The organism is Gordonia sp. PS3 (genome assembly GCF_041950545.1).
Lineage (GTDB): Bacteria > Actinomycetota > Actinomycetes > Mycobacteriales > Mycobacteriaceae > Gordonia > Gordonia sihwensis.
Map to the genome: position 1 here is coordinate 3,459,216 of NZ_CP169524.1, position 22,366 is coordinate 3,481,581.

The window sequence follows — 22,366 nt, forward strand, 5'->3', positions numbered from 1 at the left end:
TTCTGCGCTCGTCCGCAGACACATACCGAAAGGACGACGCGGTGGACGCGACCATCTACTACAACGCGAGCTGCAGCAAGTCCCGCACCGCCCTCGACGCCTTGCGCGACGCCGGCGCCGACGTCACCGTCGTGGAGTATCTGACCGACACCCCCGACAGAGACGCACTCGCCGAACTGATCGCGGCCGCGGGCCTATCGGTGCGCGACGCGGTCCGGAGCGGGGAGCCGCTGTATGCCGACCTCGGTCTCGACGGAGCCGACGACGATGCGCTGCTCGACGCGATGGTCGCGCACCCGTCGCTCATCCAGCGGCCGCTGGTCGTCACTGACGCCGGGACCGTCATGGCGAGAACGCCGGAGAGTCTCCAGCGAATCGTCGAGGGTCTGCGCGGCCGCGAGTAACGTCGGCAGTCGTGACCGCGTCGAAGCCAGAGTCGAAGCCAGAACTGATCCAGACAGCCGCCGACGTTCGTATCGCCGCCACACGCGTCGGTGAGGGCCCCACCGTTCTTCTCAACGGCGGGCTCGGCATGCCGGCGGGTGTCTGGCAGTTCACCGGCGTGCCCGCCGCACTGGTGGAGGCGGGGTTCTCCGTCATCACCTACTCGGCGCGCGGACTCGTGCCGTCGTCCGCGCCGCCCGCGCCCTACTCGGTCCCGGAGATGGCCGATGACGCCGCCGCCGTGCTCGGCCACTTCGGGGTGGACGACGCCGTCATCGCCGGCTACTCGATGGGCTGCTACATCTCCCAGGTCCTCGCGTCGTCGTGGCCGGGACGGATCCGCGGTCTCGCAATGATCGCCGGGCTTCGGTCGTCCGCCATCGGGGAGATGGTGAACGAGATGGAACTCGGGCTCATCGAGCGGCTCGGTGAGATCCCCGAAGCGGTCACCGTCTTCGAACAACTGATGACCACTCTCGGACCGGGCATGCTCGGCGACGACCTGACCGTCCGCGCCTGGCGCGAGGTGCTGACGGCGGGCGAGCCGGTGTGGGCGTCACCGGACGGCCTCAAGGGCCAGCTCTCGGCGTCTCACGGATGGATGCTGGCCAAGGAGCCGACGCCCGAACGCCTCGCCGCGATCGACGTTCCGGCGCTCGTCGTCGCCTACCAGCACGACGTCTTCTTTCCGCCGTCGGGCAGTCGCGAAGCCGCGTCGCACATGCCGATCGCCGACTTCCACGAACTCGACGGACTCGCGCACGGCGGGCTCATGCTCGACCCCGATCGCCGCGCGACGGCCCTGCTGGTCGAGTTCTGCCGCAAGGTCACGGCGTCGTAGCCGCGCGGCTCCGTTCGGGGAGTGCGGCTCTCAGACCTTGTGCCCGTCCCACTCGTGGTCGTGCATGAAAGCCTCCGCGAGGCCCACCTTGTATCGGAATCCGTGACTCAGGATCGCCATGTAGGCCGGAATCAGCATCAGCGCGGGCAGCCGGTCCTCGGAATCCCAGATCACGTCGCTCGCCGCACGGAAGTCGCGCACGAACTGCCGCAGGCTGCGCCCACCTCGGCTGGACTTGCGCCAGCCGTAGAGGGTCATGCCGACGCCGATCATCCGAGTGCGGTTCTCGGGCGGGCTGATGATCTCGGTGTTCTCGCCGAAGAACGCGCGGTCGAGGCGATTCTGCCTGGTGTACATCATGATTCCGCTGGTGCCCCGCGGATTGCATTCGATCGTGTACAGCCCCTTCTCGGGGTGGTCGATGAAGTCGAGTCCCATGTGGCCGGTGAAGTTCACCGACTTCGCGAAGCGCTGCACCCAGTCGAGGATCGGCTGGTGATCGACCTGCGTGAAGGTCAGGCACGAGCTGCCGTCGATGGCGTAGTCGACGGGATAGGTGGCGTGGGCGAAGACCTCGCCGTCACGGCACACCGAGTAGGTGCAGTACCGGTCGCCCTCCATCCACTCCTGGGCGATCCACGGGTTGGTCTCGTCGTAGGTGAGGAAGTCGAGGGATTCGCCCGGCTGCGCCTTGTAGACCTTCTGCGAGCCGCGGGAGTACGTCTGCTTGATGGCGAAGGGCGTGTCGAAGTCGAGCCCGACCGTGTCCTGCGCCGAGGCCAGCTTCTTGAACTTGAGCGTGGGAAAGCCCCGCTCCACCAGCGCCTCCTGGAAGGAGAACTTGTTGTGGAGCATGTCCTCCACCTCGAATGGCGACAGGAACAGCTCGCATGCCGGCGGGAACAGACCGGCCATCATCGAGAGGATGTCGGTCTCCTCGTGGATGGGGATCACCATGTCGATGCCCTCGGACTTGACCAGTTCGGCGATCTCGCGGCAGTACTCCTGCGGCTTGAACTTGGGCGGACTGACCCGATGGAACGACGAGACGGCGTTCGAGAAGCGGCTCACCGTGATCGGGAGGCTGTCGCACGTCGACACCGTGTGCCCGGCAGCGGCGAACTGTCGCGCCAGGTTGAGCGTCAGAAACGACCTGCCGAAGGTGATGAGGACATGTTTGCGCGTACCGGAGACCACAGATACAGAGTAGACAAGTGAACAAGCCTCACGTGTAGCGTGTTCTTACCGAGTACTCATTCACGACTCAGGGGATTCTTCGTTGTACGTAATCGGGATCATTGCGGCGTCGATGGCCGCGGTGGCCTACGGAGTCTCGACCGTGCTCCGAGCACTCGGCGCCCGCCGGGTCGCGGTGGAGCAGCGGGAAGAGGGCAAGGCCGGGGTCGGCGGCGACAACTCGCCGTCGGTCGAGTCGACCTTCTCCACGCTCGTCGATCCCGCGTTCATCCTCGGGACTGTCATGGTCATCGTCGGCTTCGCGGGCGGCGCCGTCGCCGCGCGTTTCCTGCCGCTGTTCCTGGCTCAGTCGATCGTGTCCGCCAACCTCGTCGTCACGGCACTGCTCGGAACACTCCTGCTCAATATCGTTCTGCACACCCGTGACTGGGTCGCGATCTGGCTCGTGGTGCTCTCCCTGTTCCTGCTCGGCGTGTCGTCGTCCCCGGGCGTCAAGGACAGCGCGTCGATGACCTTCCACTGGGGTCTGATGATCGCGACCATCCTGCTGTGCACCGTCTCCCTGGTCGGCGTGTACCGGGGCGGTAAGTTCGCCGCGCCGATCGGCGGTGCCGGCGCGGGGCTGCTGTTCGGCGTGATCGCGTGTTCGGTCCGGGTGCTCGACGGCCTGGAGAAGTTCGACATCCTGACCATCCTGGGTGACCCCGCGGCGTGGTCGATCGCGATCGCCGGAGCGATCGGTTTCTACGTGCAGACGGTGGCGCTGCAGGTCGGTGCCGTCAGCGGCGTGACCGCGATGCTGGTGGTCGGTGAGACCGCGGGCCCCAGCATCATCGGCGTGGCCTTCCTGGGCGACAGCGCACACCCCGGTCTCGGCTGGCTCGCGGTGGTCGGCTTCATCGGCGCCGTGGTCGGCGCGGTCCTCGTCGCCTGGTACGGCACCGGCGACCCCGACCACTTCGGGGAGGCCCCGCCGGAGAAGGGCGGATGGCGCCGCGGCCGCGAGCAGGTCGACGACGCGGACCGCTGACGCGTCCTCAGCAGATCGCGGAACGGCTCGGCGAGGATGCCTGCGCCCAGAACCGCTTCGGGATCCGGCCGGCGTGCGCGGCCAGGTATCCGGCGACGACGGCGTGGCGCATGGCCGCGGCCATCGCCGCCGGGTCGTCCGCGCGCGTGACCGCCGAGGCCAGCAGGACGGCGTCGCAGCCGAGTTCCATGGCCAGTGCCGCGTCGCTCGCCGTCCCGATGCCGGCGTCGAGCACCACCGGCACCTCGGCCCGCGCGACGATCATCTCGATGTTGTGTGGATTGGAGATGCCGAGCCCGGTCCCGATCGGCGAGCCCAGCGGCATCACCGCGGCCACCCCCGCGTCTTGCAGACGCAGAGCGAGGACCGGGTCGTCGTTGGTGTACGCGAGAACCTGAAAGCCGTCGGCGACCAGCGCCGATGCGGCGTCCACCAACTCGAGCGGATCGGGCAGCAACGTGCGGTCGTCGGCCACCACTTCCAGCTTGACCAGATCCGTCTCGCACGCCTCACGGGCGAGCTGCGCGGTCAGTACCGCCTCGGCCGTGGTGTGACAGCCCGCCGTGTTCGGCAGGACCGCGATTCCGAGGCGACGCAGCAGGTCGAGCACACCGGTCCCGGACTCCGGACTGATGCGGCGCATCGCCACCGTCGTCAGCTCGGTTCCGGAGGCGATCAATGCACGTTCGAGCACAGCGAGATTCGGCGCGCCGCCGGTCCCCGTGATGAGCCGCGAACCGAACTCGCGGCCGGCCACGGACAGCGGCGGCACCTCCCCGACCGGTCCCTGTGCTGTGTCAGCCACCCTGCACCGCCGTCAGGATGTCGATCTCGGCGTACGCACCGAGCGGTCGGTCCCACTCGGCTTTGGAACGCACCACCCCGTCCACGGCCACCGCGACTCCGCAGTCGGGCAGGTCGAGGTGGGCCAGCAGCCCGGTGACGGTCGGCGCGTCATCGAAGGTGACGGTGTCGCCGTTGACGGTCAGTTCCATGTCGGCTCCCTGTTGTCGGTGTTGTCAGTTGCGATCGGATCCACCCGCGAGTCCGGTCCGCGCCGATCCGGCGGTCGGAGGAGGGCGGCCACGCGCGCCGCGGTCCACGGGGCGAGCGCGATGCCGTTGCGGCCGTGCCCGGCGGCGACGAGAATCCGCTCGTCCACCCGCCGCACCACGGGCACACCGTCCGGCGACGACGGGCGGATCCCCGCGCCCGCCTCGGCGAGTTCGTAGGTGCGCAGTCCCGGCATCAGCTCGGCGGCGTCGGCGAGCAGATCGCCCACCCCGCCCGCCAGCGGCATCCGATCACCGTCGTCGTAGGCCTCGTACTGGGTGGCGCCCACGACCACCCCGTCATCCCTCGGCACCAGGTACAGGGCGCGCCCATGCCAGCGGGCCCGGATCACATGCGTCGGCGGCGGCACCGACCAACGTGTGCGGCGCAGTCGGAGGATCTCGCCCTTCTCACCGCGGAGTTCCACGCTCGGCAGCAGCCTGCGGGAACCGAGGCCGGCCGCGACCAGCACCTGATCCCCGGGGATCGTCGACAGATCGGTCACCCGCCCGCGCTCCCAGATCACTCCGCGGCTCTTGAGCGCGCGTTGCAGCGCGGCGATCAGCCGCCGGTTGTCGAGCGACCCCTCACCGACCGCGTGAAACCCTCCGGCCACGCCGCGCACCAGCGCGGGTTCGGCTGCACGCAGCTCGGCCGGTGTCATCGCGGGCAGCCGGTCGGCGTCGCCGGGCGACGTGGACAGCCCGAACCGCACCTGTGTCCGCAGGTGCTCCAGATCGGCCGGCGCGGCACCGATCAGCAAGCTGTCGGCGGCCGTCCGCACGGTCGGATCGCCGAGTCGTTCGAGCAGGGCGGGCCATCGCGCCACCGAGTCCCGCGAGATCGCCAGCAGCCGGTCCTCGCCGGGATGTCCTTCTGCGAAGCAGCCGAGCATGCCGCCCGCGACGTGCGCGGCCCGCTCCTGCGGTCCGGCGTCGAAGACGCGCACCCGCCATCCGCGGTCGGCGGCGGACAGGGCGCACGTGAGGCCGACGACGCCGCCCCCGATCACCGACAGTTCACCGAGCCGCTCGGTGCTATGTCCCCTCGGGGAGGCGAACTCTTCGCCGGATGCGCTTTCACCAGACATGACGTCAGCCTTCCTTCGCCGGCATGACCCGGATCAGGTGTGACGGTCAGCGCCGGCGCAGCGCACTCTCAGCCCGGCGGACCTCCGGACTCCCGTGTCGATAACGCCTCACAGTCTACCGCCCGGCATCGGCGACTACGGTGTCGGTCATGGATGCCCGCACTCGTCTCGCCACCTCCCGCCTGTACCTGTGCACCGACGCGCGGCGCGAGCGCGGCGACCTGATCGACTTCGTCCGGAGCGCTCTCGCGGGCGGCGTCGACATCGTCCAGCTGCGCGACAAGAATTCGCCCGGGGAACGCGAGTTCGGCGAGCTCACCGCCGTGCAGGAGCTGGAACTGCTGCGGCGGCTGCGCGAACTGACGCACGCCGCGGGTGCGCTGCTGGCGGTCAACGACCGGGCCGACGTCGCGGTCGCGTCCCGCGCCGACGTCCTCCACGTCGGCCAGGACGATCTGCCGCCCGCCACCGCCCGGCGCATCGTCGGCCCCGACGTGGTGATCGGCCGCTCCACGCACACCGTGGAGCAGGCGCTCACCGCCGATGCCGATCCCGACGTGGACTACTTCTGCACCGGCCCGTGCTGGACGACGCCGACCAAACCGGGCCGGGCGGCCACCGGACTGGAGTTCGTCAGCGCGGTCGCCGCGGCGCGGCCCAGCAAGGCGTGGTTCGCGATCGGCGGCATCGACCTGCCCCGCGTTCGAGAGGTCACCGACGCGGGCGGCGAGCGCATCGTGGTGGTCCGGGCGATCACCGGTGCCGACGATCCCGCGACCGCCGCGCGCGACCTCCGGACGGCTTGCCTTTCCGGCACGGCGGAGTAAGCTGCTTGCCATCATGACGTGGAAGCTTCTTGTAGCCCGCCGCAGCGGGGTCTGATTCGACCGACCCCCCGCTGCGGGGTTGTCGTCTCTCCACATATCTGAGCTCGTCGGTCATCGAATCTTCGACCGAAATGAAGGCTCCCGATGCGTTCCATTCAGATCCTGCCGACATCCTGTACCCGTAACGGATACGACCGTCCGCAGCAGTCCCGCTCCTCTCGGCGACTGCCGAACTGGTTTCCACGGGAGGCGGCCGACATGACCACTTCGAGTTTCGACCAGACCTACGCACCCGCCGGCGACATCGCGTTGGAGGCGATCACGATCGAGCCGGGTCGCGGCGACACCGTCACCTGCCGCGCACGGATCAATCTCGGCCGACGATGCCACGACGTCAGCGCCACCGCGGTCGGCGCCATCGGCGCGATGACCGAGGTGCTGTACGCACTGGGCGCGGGCGTCGAGATCGTCTCGCTGTACCAGCATCAGGAGGACGGCGAGACCGTCACCTACCTGCTCTGCGAACGCGATCTGCACCGGAGTTGGTCGTACGGCCGGGGCCGCACCGGCGACGAGGCCACCATCAACGCGCTGATCGCGGGAGCCAATCAGCTGGCGTGAGCTCGCTCAGGTGGTCCGGGTTTCGGGCGGGCCGGACTCAGGTGAGCCGGGCCAGCAGCCCCGGCCACGCCTTCGCCAGACCGGGATGCAGCGGCAGCTCGGCCACCGACTCGGCGGGCACCCAGCGCAGTTCGGCGGACTCCCCGTTGCCGACCGTCGCGACCGGCGAATCGGCCTTGGCGATGACCGTCGTGTAACTCCACTCCGGCGCCGAGTGCGTGACGATCGACTCGATCACCGCGACGTCCGACTCAGCGATCCCGGCTTCCTCGTGCGCTTCACGCACCGCGGCCTGTTCCACGCTCTCGTGCGAGTCGCGGGCACCGCCCGGCAGCCCCCACGTGCCGCCCTGATGCGACCACACGGCGCGATGCTGGAGCAGCACCACGACGCCTGAGTCGGCCGGCGCGCACAGCAGCAGACCCGCCGCCCCGAAGCGTCCCCAGTAGCGCGCACCGTCCGCACCGAATACCCAGCCGTCACCGTCACCGCGCACCCTGCGACCTCCTGCACCGACCCACCGACTTCAGATCGGCTTCTCTGACGAATCACCGTACCGGGCTGTCCGTCTACTCGCAGCCGCGCCGACTAGGGTTGAGCGCAGCACATCCGAAAGGGACAACTCGTGGCCGGCCAGGTTTACCGAGTGCGCTCGGCACTCACGCATGCGGGCCGCAGTGTGCTGCCCGACCGTGGCGCGCCGAGCCCCACTCTGCGCCAGGTGATCGCCGACCGGCGCGAGATCGCCGCCATGACCCGCGAGCGGGTCTCGTCGCCGTTGCTGACGATGCGCTTCTACGCGACCACCACGCCCGGCAAACTCGTCATCATCCTGCTCGCGATGGTCCTCGCATGCGGTCTCACCGGCTGGTACTCGTCCGTCTCGCTCACCGAGCGAAGCCAGACCCTCGAAGCACTCGTCGACCGCGCCGAGCCGCAGGCCGAGGCCGCCGAGGTCCTCTACAGTTCGCTGTCGGTGGCCGACGCCGCGGCCAACTCCGCGTTCATCTCCGGCGGCCGCGAGTCCCCCGACCTCCGCGCGGAGTACACCGACTCCATCGCGACGGCGTCCTCCGCGCTCATCGCCGCCGCGGACGGACTGTCCACGGCGGCGGAGGTGTCCGAGCGCGACAAGCCCTCGCGTGACGATCTCGACACCATCGCCACCAACATCCCGGTGTACACGGGCCTCATCGAGACCGCACGCACCAACAACCGGCTCGCGAACCCCGTCGGATCGGCCTACCTCAGCGAGGCCTCGTCATTGATGATCGAGACCATCCTGCCCGCGGCGCAACGCCTCTACGAGGACCGGTCGTCGGCGATCTCCGACCCCCAGCGCACCCTCACCGTCCCACCGTGGGGCGTCTACGTGGCGCTGCTGATCATCATCGCGATGCTGATCGTCACCGGACGCTATCTGGCCCGGCGCACGCGGCGCCACTTCAACATCGGTCTCATCGGCGCGCTCACCGCGATGATCCTCGGCACGGTCTGGCTGCTCATCTCGGGACTGCTGTCGGTGGCCGCGGCCAACACGGCGAAGACCGCCGGTGCCGATCCGCTGCACACGCTGACCACCATGCGGATCCTCACACAGCAGGCGCGGTCGGCCGAGACGCTGTCGCTGGTCCGCCGGTCCGATCCGGGAGAACTCGACGTCGGCTTCAGCAAGGATCTCGAGGAGATCCACGATCACGCCGACCAACTCGCGAACGACCCCGACCACGCCGACGACCACGGCCTGACGCAGCCGCTCACCGACGTCCAGTCGGCGCTCGAACGTTGGCGCAGTGCCCACGAGGAGGTGGGCCGTCGGCTGGCGAGCGGTGACTACACGGCCGCGCGGGCCCTGACCATCGGCAACGGCAAGATCAGCACCGCAACCGGATACAACGAGGTCAACGACGCGCTGGTCAAGGCTATAGGCCAGGCCCGCACCACGTTCCGCGACAACATCAGCACCGCCCAGCGTCTGCTCGGCTTCACCGGCACTGGTATCGGCGTGCTGTGCGGGGTGGCCGCCGTGGCGGTCGCGATCGGCCTGTTCCCCCGGATCCGGGAGTACCGATGACAGCCTCCGCGTCCGCCCGCCGCCTGATCGTACTGCTGTGTCTCATCGCGTCCGGCCTCACCTCATGCGCCACCGTGACCAGCACCCCCAGCGAGCCGCCGTCCACCACCGCGCACGCGCCGTTCCCGCCCGACGTCGGTTTCGGCGCGCAGCCCGACGCGCCGGCGCCCGACTCCGACTGCGCCACGATCGCCGGACTCCGGCCGGGACCGCTGCCCGAACCGCGGCAGATGCCGCCCGGATCGACGATGGACCGGATCGCCAAGCGCGGACGGCTGATCGTCGGCACCGACCTCGGCAGCAATCCGCTGAGTTTCCGCGATCCGATCACCGGCGACGTCAAAGGATTCGACATCGACGTCGCGCACTGGATCGCCGAGGCGATCTTCGGGGATCCGAATCTGATCGAGTACCGGATGATCACCAACGAGAACCGAATCCAGGCGCTGGAGAACGGCGCGGTCGACGTCGTCGTCAAGACGATGTCGATCACGTGCGATCGGCTCAAGTCGATCGACTTCTCGGTGCCCTACTACGCCGCCGCCCAGCAGATCCTCGCGTACCGCAATTCGGGTATCTCACAGGCATCCGATCTCGCCGGGAAGAACGTCTGCGCCACTCGCTCGTCCACTTCCATCGCGCGTGTGGAACGTGCTGTTCCGAGCGCGAAATATCTCACCACCGCAAGTTGGGCCGACTGCCTGGTGATGATGCAGCAGGGGCAGGTGGACGCGATCACCTCGGACGACTCCATACTCGCCGGGATCGCCGCGCAGGACCCGTGGGTCCACGTGGTCGGCGACAGCCTCGGAACGGAGTACTACGGAGTGGGGATACCCAAGGGGCAGGATGACTTCGCGCGATTCATCAACGGCGTGATCGCGGCCCGCGAGGCCGACGGCAGCTGGCAGCGGTCCTACGACGAGTGGCTGTCGATCCTCGGGCCCGGATCCCCGCCGCCGACGATGTACCGGGATTGACGTGATGAGCGATATCAAGAAGAAGCGCAACAAGAACGGCGACGCCGAGCCGGTCGCCACCGAGGCGACCGCGCTCCCGGCCGAGACGCAGGCCTCGGCAGTCGAACCCGCACAGACCGAGGCCTCCGAGTCGGTCCAGACACAGGCGGGCACCGTCCCCGCGCCGATGGGCGCTGTCGGGGACACCGCGCCTACGGCGACCGTCACCCAGTCGACGCAGGTGCGGCGGATCCTCGACGACATCGCCGCCTCACGCAGGAAGAGCCGCAAGAGCGCCCACGTCCACGACCGCCGCCTCGGCAGTGAACTGGTCCAGCTTCCCGAGATCACCGACATCGACCCCGCGGACGCCGTCCTGGCCGACCCCGTGATCGCGCCGAGCAAGCGCAAGTGCTGGAACTGCGGCGAGCCGGTGGGCCGGAAGTCGGGCCGCGGCAAGGGACCGCTCAGCGGCACCTGCTGGAACTGCGGGTCGCGGTACTCGTTCGTCCCCGGTCTCAAACGGGGCACGATGGTCGCCGATCAGTACGAGATCGCCGGCGCGATCGCGCACGGCGGCATCGGATGGATCTACCTGGCTGTGGACCACAACGTCTCCGACCGCCCCGTCGTCCTGAAGGGCCTGCTGAACTCGTCGGACTCACAGGCTCAGGCGGTAGCCATCGCCGAGCGGCAGTTCCTCGCCTCGGTGAACGATCCGGGCATCGTGAAGATCTTCAACTTCGTGGAGGGCGTCACGGAGGACGGGCGGTCCGTCGGCTACATCGTGATGGAGTACGTCGGCGGTCACACTCTCAAACAGCTGACCACCAACGAGGACGGCACCTCGTCGCTGCTCCCGATCGAGCAGGCGATGGCCTACATCCTCGAAGTGCTCTCGGCCGTCGGATACCTGCATTCGGTGGGCCTGGTCTACAACGACGTGAAACCCGACAACATCATGATCACCAGCGATGAGGTCAAGCTCATCGACCTGGGTGCGGTGTCCGCGATCAACGGGACCGGGCATCTCTACGGCACGCCCGGGTTCCAGGCTCCGGAGATCGTGCAGACGGGCCCGCAGATCGTCACAGACATCTACAGCATCGGCCGCACACTGGCCGTCCTCACCGTCGACATGCCGATGGCCGACGGCCGATACCTCGACGGACTGCCCGACCCGCGAACCACTCCGCTGTTCGTGGAGAATCCGTCGTTCTACTTCCTGCTGCACCGGGCCACATCCCCCGACCCCGCCGAACGCTTCTCGTCCGCGGAGGAGATGACCACGCAGGTGCTCAACGTGCTGCGGGAGACCGTGGCGCTGCACACCGGCGTCCCCCGGCCCTCCATGTCGACGGTCTTCACCCCGCAGCGCTCGACGTTCGGCACCGAACTCCTGCTGGCGCCCGTGGACGGCTTCTTCGACCCGAAGGACGCGGCGATCCACGACCCCGCCGACATCGCGCGAGCGCTGCCGGTGCCGCTCGTGGACCCGACCGATCCCGCCGCGAGCGTCCTGACCTCGGCCGCTCTCTCGTACCCGCGGCAAACGCTCGACACCATCCGCGCCGCGCGCGCCGACGGGTACAAGGCGCTCATCGCGACGGACGACGCCGACGACGGCGCCGGACCGCAGCACCCGTCGATGGAACTCGACCTCGCCGAAGCGCGCGCCCATCTGGAGCTCGGCAATCTCGACACGGCGCTGCAGTTGCTTCGGGAGGTCGCGGTCCATCACGGGGACTCGTGGCGGCTGCACTGGTATCTGGGCATCTGCTCGCTGCTCAACGCCGAGCCGGAACTCGCCTTCGACCGCTTTCACGAAGTGCTGGAGGCGATGCCCGGTGAGGTGGCGCCGAAACTGGCGGTGGCGGGCACCGCCGAGCTGATCGGTTACTGGCTCTCCGCCGAGGAGTACACCTCCAACGACCAGATGGCGCAGGTGGAACGCTGGTACGAGATCGCGCGGCAGAACTATCACGATCTGTGGCTGACCGATCACAGCATCGTGTCCGCAGCTTTCGGGCTGGCCAGGATGATCCTGGCGGAGGGACGGTACGACGCCGCCATCGAGCCCCTCGATGAGGTACCCACCACGAGCCGGCACTACGGCACCGCGCAGATCTCGGCGATCATCACCCTCGTCCACGGTCGCCCGCCGAGCGAGGTGACGAGGTCGGAGCTGTTCGAGGCGGCCGAGCGCTTCGAAGAGATCAGCTGGGACGATCCCCGGCGCGGCCGCCTCCAGCTCATCATCCTCGGCACGGCTCTCGGGTGGATCGACGCTCACCTCGACGAGGACTATCCGGCCGACGACTTCCTCGGTTTCCCGTTCAACGAGCACGGTCTGCGGGCCGGAACCGAACGCTCTCTCCGCGAGCTGGCGAAGGCGACCCGCGACAATCGCGCCCACCGTTTCCTGCTGGTCGACCTCGCGAACCTGATCCGGCCCGCCACCCTGTTCTGACCGCCGCAACTCCCCAGGCTCGTTGAGCGCCCCCAGGCTGGCTGAGCACTTCCTCCCAGGCTGGTTGAGCGAGCGAAGCGAGTCGAAACCACCGCCCCCACCCCCACGCTGGTTGAGCGAGCGCAGCGAGTCGAAACCACCGCACCCACCCACCACACCCACACCCCTCTTCGGAGGGTGGCCGCACCCGACTGTGATGTGGATCATGTGACCATGACCACGAACACTGAGCTCTACCGCAGCAGCCGCGACCAGATGATCGAGCTGATCCACGATTACGACCGCGCCGTCCGCGAGTTCCGCTGGCCGGAGATCACCGGCACGTTCAACTGGGCCATCGACTGGTTCGACAGCTTCGCCCGCGGCAACGACCGTCTCGCTCTGTGGATCACCGAAGAGGACGGGTCGGAGGTCAAAGTCACGTTCGACGAGATGGCCACGAACTCCGATCGCGTGGCGACGTGGCTGCGGGGTCTCGGCATCACGAAGGGCGACCGCATCGTCCTGATGCTCGGCAATCAGGTGGAACTGTGGGAGCTGATGCTCGCGATCATGAAGCTCGGCGCGATCGTGATGCCGACGACCGCGGCTCTGGGCCCGGCCGATCTCACCGACCGGATCAAGCGGGGCGGCGCGAGCTGTGTGATCGCGAACGCCGCGGACACCGCCAAGTTCGACACGGTCGAGGGCGACTATCGGCGCATCGTGGTCGGCGGCGACGTCGCCGGCTGGACGTCGTACTCCGCCAGCGCCGATGCCGAGTCGGCCGGACCGTTCGAGTCGACCACCCTGGTGGGCGACCCGATGCTCATCTACTTCACCTCGGGCACCACCAGCCGGCCGAAGCTGGTGGAGCACTCGCAGATCAGCTACGCCGTCGGCCATTTCACGACGATGGCGTGGATCGGCGTGAAGCCGGGCGATGTCCACCTGACCATCAGCTCGCCCGGCTGGGCCAAGCACGCGTGGAGCCTGTTCTTCGCGCCGTGGATCGCGGAGGCGACGATCTTCGTCTACAACTACTCACGGTTCGACGCCGCCGCCCTCATGGGGCAGCTGCGACGGGCCCGCGTCAACACCTTCTGCGCCCCGCCGACGGTGTGGCGCATGCTGATTCAAGCGGATCTGGGAGAACGGCCGGAGGGGCTGCGCGAACTGCTCGGCGCGGGCGAACCGTTGAACCCCGACGTGATCCGTCAGGTCGAGCAGTCGTGGGGTCTCACGATCCGCGACGGCTTCGGGCAGACCGAGACCACGCTCCAGGTCGGCAACACACCCGGCCAACCGGTGAAAGCGGGTTCGATGGGCCGTCCGATGCCAGGCGTTCCGGTCACGCTCGTCGATCCGCTGACCGGTGAGGTCTCCGACGACGGCGAGATCTGTCTGGACCTCGCCCGGCACCCGATGAACCTGATGACCGGTTATCTCGGGGATCCGGAACGCAACGAGCAGGTGATGGCCGGCGGCTACTACCACACCGGCGATGTGGCGCACCGCGACGAGGACGGCTACATCACGTACATCGGCCGCACCGACGACGTCTTCAAGTCGTCCGATTACAAGGTCTCGCCGTTCGAGTTGGAGAGCGTGCTGATCGAGCATCCCGCCGTGGTGGAGGCCGCGGTGGTTCCGCAACCGGACGACACCCGTCTCGCGGTGCCGAAGGCCTACGTCGCACTCGCGGAGGGATGGGAGCCCACCGCCGAGACCGCGAAGACGATCATGGAGTACGCCCGGGACCATCTGGCGCCGTATCTGAAAGTGCGCCGCGTCGAGTTCTTCGAACTCCCGAAGACCATCTCCGGGAAGATTCGACGTGTGGAACTGCAGCAGCGCGAAGCCGCGTCGCATGCGGCGGGAGAGGAGATCGTCACCGAGTTCCGGTACGAGGACCTGGTCGTGTGACTCTGCCGGGGTGCGGGAGTTTCGACTCGCTCCGCTCGCTCAACAGGCCTGAGGGGGAGGGAGTCGACTGCACAACGCAGTTTCGACTCGCTCCGCTCGCTCAACAAGCCTGAGAGGAGAGTCGGTCAACAGGCCTGAGGGGGAGGGAGTCGACTGCACAACGCAGTTTCGACTCGCTCCGCTCGCTCAACAGGCCTGAGGGGAGAGTCGGTCAACCAGCCTGGGGGTGGGAGTCGCTCAACCAGCCTGCGGGGGAAATCGGTCAACCGGCCTGTGAGGTAGAGCCGGCGACAGCGACGGCCTGGCGGGCGATGGCGAGTTCTTCGTTGGTCGGCACCACGAGGACCGTCACCTCGGAGGATTCGGTGGAGATGACACGCGACTCACTGCTGCGGACCGCGTTGCGTTCGGCGTCGATCTCGATGCCGAACTTCTCCAGCCCGGCCAGCGAATCGGCGCGCACCGCCGCCGCGTTCTCCCCGACTCCGGCGGTGAACACGATGGCGTCGGCGCCGCCCAATTCGATCAGATACGCGCCGATGTACCGGCGCAGTCGGTGCAGGTACACGTCGTAGGCCAGGCGCGCCGCTGCGTCGCCCGCCTCGACCCGCTCGAGAATCGCGCGGAAGTCGTTCTCCCCGCACAGCCCCTTGAGCCCGGATCGCTTGTTGACGAGCGTGTCGATCTCATCGACCGACATCCCGCCCACCCGCGCGAGTTGGAAGACGATCCCGGCGTCGATGTCTCCGGTACGGGTGCCCATCACCAGCCCCTCGAGCGGCGTCATCCCCATCGTGGTGTCGACCGGGCGCCCGCCCGCCACCGCCGACATGGAGGCGCCGTTGCCCAGATGCAGCACGATCTGGTCGACGTCGGCGTAGTCGCGCCCCAGGAACTCTGCGGCCCGGCGCGAGACGTACTCGTGGCTGGTGCCGTGGAAACCGTAACGCCGCACCGCGTACTCCTCGGCCACGGCGGCGTCGAGCGCATAGGTGGCCGCCGCGTCGGGCAGGTCGTGGAAGAACGCGGTGTCGAAGACCGCGACCGCCGGCACGTCCGGCAACAGTGCCGACACCGCGTCGATGCCGACGAGATTGGCCGGATTGTGCAGCGGGGCCAGCGGGCAGATCCGCTCGATCTCCGAGCGCACCACGTCGTCGATCAGAGTCGGCTCGAAGAACGAGCGCCCGCCGTGCACCACGCGATGGCCGACCGCCGCCAACCCCGAGTCGGCGACGTCCACACCGTCGGCGGCGAAGAGTGCGAGGACCCGCGCGATCGCCGCCTCGTGGTCGGCGAGCGTCTCCTCGACCTCCACGTCGTGACCGCGGTACCAGTGCTTGATCCGCGACGCCGACTCCCCGATCCGCTCGGCGAGCCCGTCGGCGATCACCTCTTCGGTCACCGGATCGAGGACCTGGTATTTCAGCGACGACGACCCGGCGTTGACCACGAGCACCGTCCCGTCGATCGGTGTGCGGCTCATGCGTCGCTCCCGTTCTCTTCCCCGCCCGGGGTCTCGGTTCGCGGTCCCCGCTCCGTGGCGGCGAGGGCCTTCTTGATGTTCTGCGCCTGAATCGCGGTGATGGCGACGGTGTTGACGATGTCGGAGACGAGTGCGCCGCGAGACAGATCGTTCATCGGCTTGTTGAGTCCCTGCAGCACCGGGCCGATGGCGATCGCACCGGCGCTGCGCTGCACCGCCTTGTACGTGTTGTTGCCGGTGTTGAGGTCCGGGAAGATCAGCACCGTCGCGCGCCCGGCGACCGGCGAATCGGGCATCTTCGCCGCCGCGACCGAGGGTTCGATCGCCGCGTCGTATTGAATCGGCCCCTCCACCAGCAGTTCCGGCGCTCGCTCGCGAACCAGCTCGGTGGCGGTGCGGACCTTGTCGACGTCCTTGCCGGAGCCCGACCCGCCCGTCGAGTACGAGAGCATCGCGACCCGCTGCTCGATCCCGAAGGCCGCGGCCGTCTGCGCCGACGACACCGCGATGTCGGCCAGTTCCTCGGCCGTCGGGTCGGGAACCACCGCGCAGTCACCGTAGGTCAGGACCCGATCGGCCAGGCACATGAAGAAGACGCTCGACACCGTCGACACCCCGGGCACCGTCTTGATGATCTCGAATGCCGGCCGGATGGTCTGGGCGGTGGTGTGCACGGCACCGGACACCATGCCGTCGACGCGGCCGGTGTGCAGCAGCATGGTGCCGAAGTACGACTCGTCGCGCACCACCTCCGAGGCCCGTTCCAGCGTCATTCCCTTGTGCTTGCGCAGTTCGGCGTAGATCGGCGCGAACTCCTCGGCGAGCTCCGAGGTCGCCGGGTCGATGATGTCCACCTCGGACAGGTCGACGCCGAGTTCGTTGGCGCGGCGCCGCACCGAGTCCGGGTCGCCGAGCAGCGTCAACTCCGCCACACCGCGACGCACGAGCCGGTCGGTGGCCCGCAGGATCCGATCGTCGCCGCCTTCGGGCAGGACGATCCGCTGACGGTCCGACTTGGCCTGCGCCAGCAGCTGGTACTCGAACATCTGCGGGGTGACCACCTCCGGTGTGTGCAGATCGAGTTCGGCGAGCAGGTCCTGCGGGGAGACGTACCGTTCCATCAGACTCATCGCCGCGTCGATCTTGCGGACCGACCCGCTGACCATCGCGCCTCGGGTATGCGCGGCGATCCGCGCCGTCTCATAGGTTCCGTGATCGCACGCGATGATCGGCAGCGTCGGACGGAGCCCTTTGACCAGGGCGTCGATCATCGGGTGCGGTCGCAGACCGCCGTTGATGATGATCCCGGACAGCCGTGGAAAGCCTTCCGCCGCATTGGCGTTCACCAGTGCGAGCAGAACGTCCGACCGGTCCGCCGGTGCGATCACCACCATCGACTCGCTGAGCCGCTCGAGGATGTGCTCGACGGTCATGCCGCCGACCATCACCTCCAGCGCCTCGCGTTCGAGCAGATCCGCCTCGCCGGAGTACAGAACTCCGTCGAGCGCTTCGCAGAGTTCGGCCATCGTCGGCGCCACCAGGAGCGGCTCGTCAGGCAGCGCCCACGTCCGCACGTCCACCGATCCGAGCGCGGCCACCACCTCGAGCAACCGGTCGGGATCGCAACGGTTGGCGACCACGCCGACAGTGGTGGCGTGCGCGGCCTTGATGTCGGCCATCAGCATCTCGGCGACCGCCTTCACCTCCTGCGGCTGGCGCTCGAAGGCCTTGACCACCAGAATGATCGGCGCCGACAGATTGGCCGCGATCCGCGCGTTGAAACTCAGTTCGGACGGCGAGGCGACGTCGGTGTAGTCGGATCCGATCACCAGGACGTTGTCGCATTGCTCGGCGACGGTGTGGTACCGGTCGACGATCTCGGCGACGGCGGCGTCGGGGTCGGCGTGCACGTCGTCGTAGGTGACGCCGATGCACTGCTCGTACGGAATGTCGACCGACGCGAACTGGTGCAGGAGGTCGAGGATGTAGTCGTGTTCGCCGGCGGCGGCCCGAGAGATCGGCCGGAAGACGCCGACCCGTCCGCCCGCCGCCGTGAGGACGGCGAGCACCCCCAGCGCGATCGTGGATTTGCCGGTATCGCCTTCCGCCGACGCGACGTAGATGCTGCGGGCGCCCGTGCCAGTCATGCATCCGAGCGTAGTCGGTCGGGACGCATTGCTCGGACCGGCCGCCTCCGGCCCGTCACCGGACGACGGCACGCACCACCATTTCGGCGATCTCGTCGTCGGACATCACGCTGTCGGGGACGAGCATGCAGGAGTACACCACGCGGACCATGAACTCGCTGCCCGCGCGGGGGTCGGGGTACAGCACCGCTGCCTCGTCGTCCTGCACATCGGGCGCCGTGGCGTCGACGATCATCTCGATCAGCGACGGCCGCTCGGAATCGTGCGTGGTGATCAGGGCCCGCACCACTTCCTCGGGTTCGTTCCGGAGGACGTACTGCAGCGCCTCGTGCTCGCGGATGTAGGCGAGGCTGCCGCGGACGCGTTCACGGATCCGCTCGCCGGGGTCGGGCTGATCGGCACCCCACACCCGCAGCTGCGTCCGGAGCTGCTCGAGTTCGCGCGCCATGATCGCGGCGACGAGCGCATCGCGCCCGCCGAACATGCGGTAGGCCGTGGCGCGTGCGACGCCGGCCTGCCGCGCCACCGAGGTCAGGCTGAGGGCTTTGGCCCCGAAGCGCGACACCAGTGCGACGCCCACTTCCACCAACCGGTCACGATCCATGGGTTGAACGGTATCGAATCCCACTACCGTTCCGGGCGGATGTCTCGTCTCGATTGGACGAGAATCACTCACTCCTCGTCGATGTAGTGCATGGCCGCCTCTTCGGCCGAAGCGCCCGCGCCGTCGACGCCGGCGTCGGTCGCGAGCAACTGGTTGTCCACATCCGGACCGACGCCCTCGTCCGGCGCGATCAATCGCCCCGCCCGCCGGTCGCCGACCTCGTCGCGCTCTGGGAAGTCCGGGTCGCCGTCCTCGTCTGCATAGCCGACGTCGGGCACCTCTTCAGCGAGTCTCTCGTCGAGACAGTCGTGCTCGTGGGATGCAGGCGCGTAGTCGGGCGGCGAGTAACCGCGGTCGAGGACGTCCGACAGTTCGCTGTCGGCGAGAGTGTCCGCCGGCTGCAACTGATCGGTGTCGTCCTGGTCGTACTCGCCACCTTCGTACGAATCACGAGCGCTCATACTTCCAGGCTAATGCTTCGGCGTCCGCGCGTGGACGTGTTCTCCGCTACCTTCGCCACGGCTCGTAGCTGCGCGGATCCTCGATCGGTTCCAGGTGAATCGTGGGTACGAGGTCCTCGACCTCATCGTGCAGCGCGGCCTCGACCTCCTCGAGCAGGTCGTGTCCGCGCTGCACGGTCCATTGGCCCGGCACCAGCATGTGCAGCTGGACGAATCGCAGATGGCCGGCCTCGCGCGTGCGTACGTCGTGGAAGTCGACGCCGTCGCCCCGGAATCGGTCGAGGACCCGGTCGATCGCCGCGCGTTCGGCATCGGGCACCGCCGAGTCCATCAGCCCGCGCGTCGACTGGCGCACCAAGCGGTAGCCGACGAAGACGATGTTGACCGCGACGGCGATCGCGATGAGCGGATCGAGGATCGTCCAGCCGGTGAGTGCCACCACCGCGACTCCGGCGATCACGCCCGCGGTGGTCCAGACGTCGGTCATCAGATGCTTGCCGTCGGCCTCGAGCGTCAGCGACCGGTGCTGTCGGCCCGCGCGGATCAGCTGCCACGCCACCGCGGCGTTGATCACCGACGCCAGCACCGAGACCGCCAGACCGACGCCCACCGATTCGAGGTCACGCGGATTGAGCAGCCGGTCGACGGCCGTCACGATGATGACGATCGCGGCCACCACGATCATCACTCCTTCGACCACCGCGGAGAAGTACTCGCTCTTGACGTGACCGAAGTTGTGCTCGTCGTCGGCCGGCTTCGCCGCGATGCGCAGGGCGATGAACGCCACCACGGCGGCCACGAGGTTCACCACCGACTCGGCGGCGTCGGAGAGCAGACCCACCGATCCGGTCATCCACCACGCGACCATCTTCAGCGCGATCACCACGATCGCCGTCACGATGCTCAGCAGTGCCCACCTGGTCAGGTCCCGTGTCTGTTCCACCACACCGGAATCATCCCGCACGCCGGCGGGTCGCGCACCATCCGACGCCACGGAAAGTCGGCATTACGCTGCGGATTCTTCCGCACAGGGGGAGCATTGAAGCATGCTCGACGAGTTGAACGACCAGGCCCGCGCCGACTACGACTCCGGCGAGTTCAGCACGGCACTCGCCGGCTTCTCGGTGCTCCGCGAGATCCGTTCACGCCGCGAGGGCCCGTATTCGGTGAAGTACCTCGAGGCACTCCACAACAGCGTCCGCTGCATGTCGATGCTGGAGATGTGGGACGACGCCGACCTCCTGTGCAGCGAGTTGCACAGCAAGTACGTGCGCACGCTCGGTCGCGGTCAGGAGGTGACGGTCGACGTCGCCAAACACTGGGCGTGGGCGATGGTGCACCGCCACGACCTGCGACCGGCCACAGCACTGTATCTGACCACCGCCGACGCCATGTGGGATGCGGACGCGCCGGGCGCGCGCCGTCTCATCGGCGCGGCGGCCGTCGTCCCCGACGCCCGACCGGCCGAGATGGTGTGGCGGGGCCGGGTGGACGGTGTCCCGATCGCGCACACCGACGAACTGCTGGCGGTGCTGGGCGCCGTCGCCGAACGGCTCGCGGAACACGCAGACGCCGAGCCGACCCTCACCCTGGACGGTTTGGCGCTCACCGGCTGAGCTCGGTCAGATCACCGGTTCCTCACGCTCGATCCTGGCGGCCAGCGCGCTGACCTTGCCCGGCACGGTGAACAGCGTGACGACGCTGACCACGATGAGCAGCACCGCGAGGATCCACAGGATGGTCGAGAGGGTCCAGACGGCGGGCAGCACGATCATCGCGATACCCGCGAGCACCGAGACCACACCCGAGAGCATCACCAACCAGCGGGGCGCCATGGTGACCGTGAAGCGCGACCCGAGCAGATCCTGCAGACCGCCGATGATCCATCCGATGCCGATGAAGACACCCAGGAGCACCAGCGACTTGGACGGGTTGATGGTGGCGAGTACGCCGACGGCGAGCACGATTCCGCCGAACACGCCGAGGAGCAGCCGGGTCCCCGCGGTCGCCCGGGTCAGCGCGAAGGCGACGAAGAGCCGGAAGAGCCCGGCGACGATGAGCGAGATGCCGAACAGCACACCGATCACGGCCAGTGTCGCGGCGGGCCAGACGAGCGCGACGATGCCCAGCGCGATTCCGACGAGCGAGGAGAAGATGACGAAGGTCCGCACGGCGCCGACCGCGTCGTTCGGGAGAACCGACGGCGATGCTTGAGTGGTCATGCACGCAGCGTAGCGTGCAGACCTATGACTGATAAGGCCTTCTTCACCGTCGACGGCGCCGGTCGGTACGACCCCACCGGGTATGCGGTGGGACTGTGGGGCCCGGACGCGCTGAACGGACCGTCGGTCTGCGCGATCGCCGCCCGCGCCGCCGAGAACGCTGGCGGCAGTGCCGATTTCACTCCCGCACGGTTCACCCTCGAGTTGTTCAAGAGCGCACGACGGCTGCCCACCGTGCCCACCACGACCGTCCTGCGCGACGGTCACCGCATCCGGGTCATCGAGGTGTCGGTACGGCAGTACGACGGCGACGCCGAGATCCTCGTCGCGCGCGGCAACGTCGTGTTCCTGAAGACGGGTTCGAATCCGCCGGGCGAGCGATGGGAGCGCCCCGCGCGGGAGCGGACCTTCACCCCGCCCGCCGACGCCGGTGACGGCTACCGGCCGTGGTTCCGGACCGAGGGCGGGACGTGGTCCAACGACATGGGCGAGTACCAGAACTCCGAGCGGCTCACGATCTGGAGCAGGCCGTTCAACGCCGTCCCCGATGAGGAGTTGACGCCCTTCCAGCGCGCGGTGATCGCCGCCGAGTCGACGAGCCTGGTCACGAACATCGGCGACGGCGGTATCGGGTTCATCAACTGCGATCTGACCGTCGCGGTCGCCCGATTGCCGGAGGGCGTCCGCGTCGGCGTGGAGGCCGACTCGCACATCGAGAACGCGGGCGTCTCCGTCGGCACCGCCAACCTGTACGACGAGCACGGACAGTTCGGGGTGGGAATGGTGACCGCCGTCGACAACACCCGCGCGATGATCGATTTCACGACCGTGAAGCCGTACACCAACCGGGCCCCCGAACTGAGCTGACCCGGGAGAACCGGCGGCGACCACACCTGGGCGAGTAGTGTTCTAAGTCACAGCGAGCTATTTCCGGA

Annotated in this window: 22 protein-coding genes and 1 riboswitch; of the genes, 11 read left to right on the plus strand and 11 right to left on the minus strand. The window is 68.3% G+C overall.

Going from position 1 to position 22,366, the window contains the following annotated elements; all coding sequences use genetic code 11:
* Window positions 1-41 precede the first annotated feature (41 nt).
* Both arsC and ACE11G_RS16080 read left to right on the plus strand, forming a co-directional pair.
* Window positions 42-404 carry an arsenate reductase (glutaredoxin) gene (gene arsC, locus ACE11G_RS16075; protein ID WP_006897006.1) on the plus strand — a complete coding sequence of 121 codons (363 nt, stop codon included), beginning with the start codon at window positions 42-44 and terminating at the stop codon, window positions 402-404.
* Window positions 405-415: 11 nt separating this feature from the next.
* Complete coding sequence (locus ACE11G_RS16080; protein ID WP_006897007.1) at window positions 416-1,285, plus strand: alpha/beta fold hydrolase; 870 nt, start codon at window positions 416-418, stop codon at window positions 1,283-1,285.
* A 30-nt stretch (window positions 1,286-1,315) separates the two neighbouring features.
* Here the strand turns inward: ACE11G_RS16080 and ACE11G_RS16085 are convergent, their stop codons facing one another.
* Window positions 1,316-2,482, minus strand: a complete 1,167-nt coding sequence (locus ACE11G_RS16085) for an ATP-grasp domain-containing protein (RefSeq protein ID WP_006897008.1) — start codon at window positions 2,480-2,482, stop codon at window positions 1,316-1,318.
* An 82-nt stretch (window positions 2,483-2,564) separates the two neighbouring features.
* On the opposite strand from ACE11G_RS16085, the gene ACE11G_RS16090 reads away from it, so the two are divergent.
* On the plus strand, window positions 2,565-3,512 hold the full coding sequence (locus ACE11G_RS16090; RefSeq protein ID WP_006897009.1) for a hypothetical protein: 948 nt from the start codon (window positions 2,565-2,567) through the stop codon (window positions 3,510-3,512).
* Between the two features lie 7 nt (window positions 3,513-3,519).
* Here ACE11G_RS16090 and ACE11G_RS16095 read toward each other — a convergent pair whose 3' ends face one another.
* From ACE11G_RS16095 to ACE11G_RS16105, 3 genes are all read right to left on the minus strand, one after another.
* The gene (locus tag ACE11G_RS16095; RefSeq protein ID WP_006897010.1) at window positions 3,520-4,317 is read right to left on the minus strand and encodes a thiazole synthase; all 798 of its coding nucleotides are present in this window, start codon (window positions 4,315-4,317) and stop codon (window positions 3,520-3,522) included.
* Window positions 4,310-4,507, minus strand: coding sequence for a sulfur carrier protein ThiS (thiS, locus tag ACE11G_RS16100; protein WP_006897011.1), 198 nt, complete (start codon window positions 4,505-4,507; stop codon window positions 4,310-4,312). Before thiS ends, ACE11G_RS16095 begins: the two co-directional genes overlap by 8 nt.
* Window positions 4,498-5,655, minus strand: coding sequence for an FAD-dependent oxidoreductase (locus ACE11G_RS16105; protein WP_006897012.1), 1,158 nt, complete (start codon window positions 5,653-5,655; stop codon window positions 4,498-4,500). Before ACE11G_RS16105 ends, thiS begins: the two co-directional genes overlap by 10 nt.
* A riboswitch (TPP riboswitch) is annotated at window positions 5,648-5,761 on the minus strand. Its footprint overlaps the gene before it by 8 nt.
* 43 nt (window positions 5,762-5,804) lie before the next feature.
* On the opposite strand from ACE11G_RS16105, the gene thiE reads away from it, so the two are divergent.
* Both thiE and ACE11G_RS16115 read left to right on the plus strand, forming a co-directional pair.
* A complete protein-coding gene (gene thiE, locus ACE11G_RS16110; RefSeq protein ID WP_006897013.1) occupies window positions 5,805-6,482 on the plus strand; it encodes a thiamine phosphate synthase in 678 nt (225 codons plus the stop codon).
* 258 nt (window positions 6,483-6,740) lie between these two features.
* Window positions 6,741-7,103: a hypothetical protein gene (locus ACE11G_RS16115; protein ID WP_039867667.1), complete on the plus strand. Its 363-nt coding sequence runs from the start codon at window positions 6,741-6,743 to the stop codon at window positions 7,101-7,103.
* 37 nt (window positions 7,104-7,140) lie between these two features.
* Here the strand turns inward: ACE11G_RS16115 and ACE11G_RS16120 are convergent, their stop codons facing one another.
* A complete protein-coding gene (locus ACE11G_RS16120) occupies window positions 7,141-7,599 on the minus strand; it encodes an NUDIX hydrolase (protein ID WP_006897015.1) in 459 nt (152 codons plus the stop codon).
* Window positions 7,600-7,728: 129 nt separating this feature from the next.
* Here ACE11G_RS16120 and ACE11G_RS16125 point away from each other — a divergent pair, with 129 nt between their 5' ends.
* From ACE11G_RS16125 to ACE11G_RS16140, 4 genes are all read left to right on the plus strand, one after another.
* A complete protein-coding gene (locus ACE11G_RS16125; RefSeq protein WP_006897016.1) occupies window positions 7,729-9,177 on the plus strand; it encodes a hypothetical protein in 1,449 nt (482 codons plus the stop codon).
* Window positions 9,174-10,157 (plus strand): glutamate ABC transporter substrate-binding protein, encoded by a 984-nt coding sequence (locus tag ACE11G_RS16130; protein WP_045537237.1) that lies wholly within the window; start codon window positions 9,174-9,176, stop codon window positions 10,155-10,157. The genes ACE11G_RS16125 and ACE11G_RS16130 overlap by 4 nt, the downstream gene beginning before the upstream one ends.
* 4 nt (window positions 10,158-10,161) lie before the next feature.
* Complete coding sequence (locus ACE11G_RS16135) at window positions 10,162-12,606, plus strand: serine/threonine-protein kinase (protein ID WP_062366344.1); 2,445 nt, start codon at window positions 10,162-10,164, stop codon at window positions 12,604-12,606.
* 213 nt (window positions 12,607-12,819) lie between these two features.
* A complete protein-coding gene (locus ACE11G_RS16140) occupies window positions 12,820-14,511 on the plus strand; it encodes an AMP-binding protein (RefSeq protein WP_062366342.1) in 1,692 nt (563 codons plus the stop codon).
* A gap of 262 nt (window positions 14,512-14,773) precedes the next feature.
* Here ACE11G_RS16140 and ACE11G_RS16145 read toward each other — a convergent pair whose 3' ends face one another.
* From ACE11G_RS16145 to ACE11G_RS16165, 5 genes are all read right to left on the minus strand, one after another.
* A complete protein-coding gene (locus tag ACE11G_RS16145; RefSeq protein WP_006897020.1) occupies window positions 14,774-15,997 on the minus strand; it encodes an acetate kinase in 1,224 nt (407 codons plus the stop codon).
* Window positions 15,994-18,144, minus strand: coding sequence for a phosphate acetyltransferase (gene pta, locus ACE11G_RS16150; protein ID WP_045537235.1), 2,151 nt, complete (start codon window positions 18,142-18,144; stop codon window positions 15,994-15,996). Before pta ends, ACE11G_RS16145 begins: the two co-directional genes overlap by 4 nt.
* A gap of 55 nt (window positions 18,145-18,199) precedes the next feature.
* Window positions 18,200-18,748, minus strand: coding sequence for a TetR/AcrR family transcriptional regulator (locus ACE11G_RS16155; RefSeq protein WP_006897022.1), 549 nt, complete (start codon window positions 18,746-18,748; stop codon window positions 18,200-18,202).
* A gap of 68 nt (window positions 18,749-18,816) precedes the next feature.
* Window positions 18,817-19,209 carry a DUF5709 domain-containing protein gene (locus tag ACE11G_RS16160; RefSeq protein WP_045537234.1) on the minus strand — a complete coding sequence of 131 codons (393 nt, stop codon included), beginning with the start codon at window positions 19,207-19,209 and terminating at the stop codon, window positions 18,817-18,819.
* Between the two features lie 46 nt (window positions 19,210-19,255).
* The gene (locus ACE11G_RS16165) at window positions 19,256-20,155 is read right to left on the minus strand and encodes a cation diffusion facilitator family transporter (protein WP_006897024.1); all 900 of its coding nucleotides are present in this window, start codon (window positions 20,153-20,155) and stop codon (window positions 19,256-19,258) included.
* 100 nt (window positions 20,156-20,255) lie between these two features.
* Here ACE11G_RS16165 and ACE11G_RS16170 point away from each other — a divergent pair, with 100 nt between their 5' ends.
* Window positions 20,256-20,825, plus strand: a complete 570-nt coding sequence (locus ACE11G_RS16170; RefSeq protein ID WP_045537233.1) for a hypothetical protein — start codon at window positions 20,256-20,258, stop codon at window positions 20,823-20,825.
* Window positions 20,826-20,831: 6 nt separating this feature from the next.
* Here ACE11G_RS16170 and ACE11G_RS16175 read toward each other — a convergent pair whose 3' ends face one another.
* A complete protein-coding gene (locus ACE11G_RS16175) occupies window positions 20,832-21,431 on the minus strand; it encodes an HdeD family acid-resistance protein (protein ID WP_045537231.1) in 600 nt (199 codons plus the stop codon).
* Between the two features lie 24 nt (window positions 21,432-21,455).
* Between ACE11G_RS16175 and ACE11G_RS16180 the strand changes: the two genes are divergently transcribed.
* Complete coding sequence (locus tag ACE11G_RS16180) at window positions 21,456-22,298, plus strand: acyl-CoA thioesterase domain-containing protein (protein ID WP_045537229.1); 843 nt, start codon at window positions 21,456-21,458, stop codon at window positions 22,296-22,298.
* The last annotated feature ends 68 nt before the right edge of the window (window positions 22,299-22,366 follow it).